Below are 4,098 nucleotides of genomic sequence, written 5' to 3' on the forward strand. Positions count from 1 at the left end.
TTCAATTTTTAACAAAACACATTTTTAGTACCACAAAAGTGTCCATGTTTAGTTTAATCAAAAGGAATGATATGAATATGAGTATGAAATACCATCTGACCTGCTGAAGCACCAGTATTAACTAATAATTTAAAACCACTTTTATTGTGTTCTTTGATATATTTAGCAGCCAACTCACGAGCTTTTAACATTGCATAAATAAAGTCTGCATCGTTGTTTTCTAAAATGTTTGCTTCTGGGGTTTTCGGAATAACTAAAAAGTGTCCAGGTTGAAACGGTTTAATATCATATATTGCAATTACTTTTTCATCTTCATAAAGAATTTCTGCTGGTATTTGACGATTAATAATTTGGGTAAAGATACTAGCCAAGGAACTTAGAATCCTTTGCTGAATCTTTTAATTTTGCATCATCTATACCTACAGAAACACGGTAACCTAAATCTAAGAATGCTTTGACAACTTGATCATATAAAGCAGAATCAGAAAGGTTTAATAAAACGGATAATTTAATAATTTTGTCTTTAAAAGGAGTAGCATCGAAACTAATAATTTTTTTAGTAATTTTTGCCGGTTGTCCTTGCTTGTCTTTATCTGGATTGTCTATTTCAATTGTTTTACCAATCGGTAAAACTCAGTTGAAAAATGATACTTGAATATTTTTATCATCAGAAGAAATATTAATTGCTTGCGATAAATTACCATTAGCATCGACTGAAACTAGACGAGAGTTTACAGGATCATAAAATCCACTTAAATCGCTATAATTTGCGATGTTTTTTAAAATCTCAATATTTGATGTAGCTCCATCTTTTCCGACTAAGAATCTAAATTTATTATCATTTTTTAAAATACCTACATATGAAGCAAGTTGCTTTTGTTGACTAGCATCAAAAAATAATAAGTCGTCAGAAGCATTTTTGTTAGTTGTATAACTTGTTTTTGCTAAATTATTATAATCATTGATACTTGAAATTTGACGAGTTTGTAGGGTAAAAATATCATCTGCATTAGAACTTTTGTATTGTCAAAGTTGCACAAACTGGTTTTTGACTAAATAATCTATTAATAAAAAGTTATTTAAGTCAAAATTATCTTTATTTGCATCATAGTCACTTTTATTAATCTTTTCTAATTCTTCTTTTTTATTGATTTTAAAATAAGTAGCAACCAATAAATTTTTTAAAACATTAAATCTAACATCTGATTCATCGATTTTAAATAATAATTTAAATTGATCCATATTCGGATGATTATTGGTAATATTTTGTGGTTGTAATAAGTTTAAATCATTTTGATTAAACAATCCTAATTTTTGTAATTTAGCAAGTTCTTTATTATAAAAATCATTATCCTTTTGTGATTCAAATGCTAAATATGCTAAATATGCATTATATGCATCAGTTGCAAAACTTTGCGATTGCAAAAGTGATTCATTAATTTGGGTTTGATTTTTATTATTTAAATCGAGATTATAGTATTTGCTTACTACTCCTAACAATCAAGTTTTTTCGATTTCTTTTTTGATTGCATCTTTTTTTTCAAAAGATAATTCTTGTTTAGTTTTTTCAGGAGTATTAACTTTGGTTCCACATGCTACAGTGGCAATTGGTAAGATGCTAATTAAAGAAGATAAAGCAAAATACTTAAAGCGTTTTAACATTATTTATCTCCTTTATTAAGTTCATTTGCTACAACTGCTCCGATGACATCAAAAGCAGATTTGTCGCTGTAGGTATATTTTTTGGTATTTAAATCAAAGTAACCGACTTTTAGTTGACCATCTTGATAAACAATATTTAATGAATTATTTTTATTATATGTATCATTGATTCATTGATTAATTTTTGAGATATCATCTAAATCTTTTGATAAATGAATTCCATTATCTATCACCTTTATCCTTGATTCTACATTTGTGATATCACTTTGTGTATAATCAGTGTTAGTTAATGAATTTGGGTTCTTTGTATTTAATACTGTTGCAACAAATTTTGGATCAGAAAGTGCATTAAGTAAAAAATCTTCTTTTGAAATACTTGCACTTAATTTATCTGTAATATGTAAATTTGTGTTATTGCCTGCTAATAAGTTTAATAAGTCACTTTTAATAAAATTGTTATAGTTATCTTTTGAAATTTTATAATCTGAAAATAACATTAATCCTTTATCAGTAGGGATAAGATAAAAATTAGGTTTGTTTTTGATGCTATATGCAAACGCTAAACGTTTATTACTGTCATCGATATTTACTGCGAATGCTTTGTTAAAAGTATCTTTGATATAAATGCTAAATTGATCACTTGTTAGCGAATCTATTAGTCGTTTTATATTAGTATTTACATTATTTACTAACTCAGAAAATTCTTGAATTTTGCTTTTATCTTTTGATTCTGAAATTGTTTTTGCTTTATCTAAATCAGATTGAATCAATGATTCAAGTTGTGGATTAAATCCTTTTGGTAATTGGTAAATAGTTGATAAATCAATTTGAGGTAATACAACAGATGTTTTGTTAGCATTAGCTTGTTGTTCAAAAATTCCTTGGGTTTGTGTTGCTAGTGCTTGATTTACATCCAAGTTAACTAAATCAGAAAACGATGTTATACCATTTGTTGCTAATGTGTTTGATTTAGTTAATGTTAAGTTATCTAAGGCAAATTGAAATTGCTGCTTACTTGGAACATCTGAATTTGACTTACTGATTCCATATAAAGTAGGAATATCTACAAAATTATTAAGGTAATCTATATTTGCTTTAAGAATTGGACTACCATCTGCTGTTTTTACACTGGTATATCTTAAGATATTAATAAGTTTATCCTTTGCACCATCTTTATCAAAAGAAAACGGGAGCAATAAATCTTTGTTTGCTACACCTGGAAGTAAAATTGAGGTTGTAATATGAATATCATTTTTTGCAAAATATTTTGCCACTAAAGCACTTGGATCAATTTTGTCTTGAATAAATGATTTGGTTGTAAATAAAATAATAGAACTTGAATTAGCATCGGGACGAAAGTATGTAACATTTTCTTTTAAGTATGGGACTACATTATCACCTTGTTTATAAAGCAAATCCTGCAATTTATTTCCGTTTGCATCAAAATGTGGGATATCTCTTTGTGCTTTACGGTTTAATGCACTTGCAGAAATAATTTTAGTTTCAATTGTAAAACGACGTTTTGCCTCAGTTTCAACTTCCTTAAATGTTGCATATTCGACTGCTTCAACAATGTTTTTAGAATTACCATACTCTGTTTGCAACTTTTTATTTCAAGCATCTAAATAAGTATTTGGTTGAAATGATTGACGGGTACTTTCAAATTCTGCATTAATTGCTTTGCGTTTTTCTGAACGGATTATTGCTAATGATTTTAAATCACTCGCTACCTTAGGATTTTCACCAGGTAATAATGATGCATTATAAATTTGGCGATATTCATCAGCTGCTTTTTGCTCTTGATCATAAAAATAAAATACTGCTTGACGGTAAATATCATCAATTTGTTTATCATTTGCTTCTTTATTACTTTCTAATGCATTTTCCAAATCACCTACATTCATTTCAGTAGTAATCTTTGATTTATCATTAGTATTAAAGAATTTGAATGCTGCTGCATTTTTTGCTTGTGCCTGCACATAATCAATTCGGTTAACGCTTATACCTAACGGTATAGCAATAGCAGCAATAATAATCACTCCTAGCGAACCTAAAATCCCAAAATTAATTCAATTTCTTTTGCGGCGATTAGTTTTGATAAGTTTTTGCTTATCTTCATACGAATCATTAAGTTCGGTTAAGCGTTCAAAAAATGTCTTTTTTCTCTTTGCCATTTTTACCTCAATTTTGTTTCTTATATATAAAAGTTTTTAATATATTATAGCAAAAAAATGTATTTTTTGCAGCGATTTGGTAATGCTATATTTGTATTTATCCACCTATATATCATATGTTCTTAAAATTGTATAGTATTAATAATATGATTATAAACTTGTTAGTAAATAAAATTATGCAACTTTATTTTGTATATAGTTGCATAAGCTGAATTGCAATTAAAGAAGCTACACTAAATGCAATGATTAAGAAGACAAATAA

3 protein-coding genes are annotated in these 4,098 nt (G+C 27.5%); all 3 read right to left on the reverse strand.

Annotation, left to right across the window (positions count from 1 at the left end):
* Positions 1 to 53: 53 nt before the first annotated feature.
* The 3 genes from hinT to ACXYRK_RS04130 are packed head-to-tail and all read right to left on the reverse strand — an operon-like array spanning position 54 to position 3,836.
* Positions 54 to 371 (reverse strand): histidine triad protein HinT, encoded by a 318-nt coding sequence (gene hinT / locus ACXYRK_RS04120; RefSeq protein ID WP_435130186.1) that lies wholly within the window; start codon positions 369 to 371, stop codon positions 54 to 56.
* Positions 364 to 1,662, reverse strand: coding sequence for a HinT-interacting membrane complex lipoprotein P60 (locus tag ACXYRK_RS04125; RefSeq protein WP_458618251.1), 1,299 nt, complete (start codon positions 1,660 to 1,662; stop codon positions 364 to 366). The genes hinT and ACXYRK_RS04125 overlap by 8 nt, the downstream gene beginning before the upstream one ends.
* Positions 1,662 to 3,836, reverse strand: coding sequence for a HinT-interacting membrane complex protein P80 (locus ACXYRK_RS04130; RefSeq protein WP_458618253.1), 2,175 nt, complete (start codon positions 3,834 to 3,836; stop codon positions 1,662 to 1,664). The genes ACXYRK_RS04125 and ACXYRK_RS04130 overlap by 1 nt, the downstream gene beginning before the upstream one ends.
* Between the last annotated feature and the right edge of the window lie 262 nt (positions 3,837 to 4,098).

The organism is Mycoplasma sp. AC1221 (genome assembly GCF_054353815.1).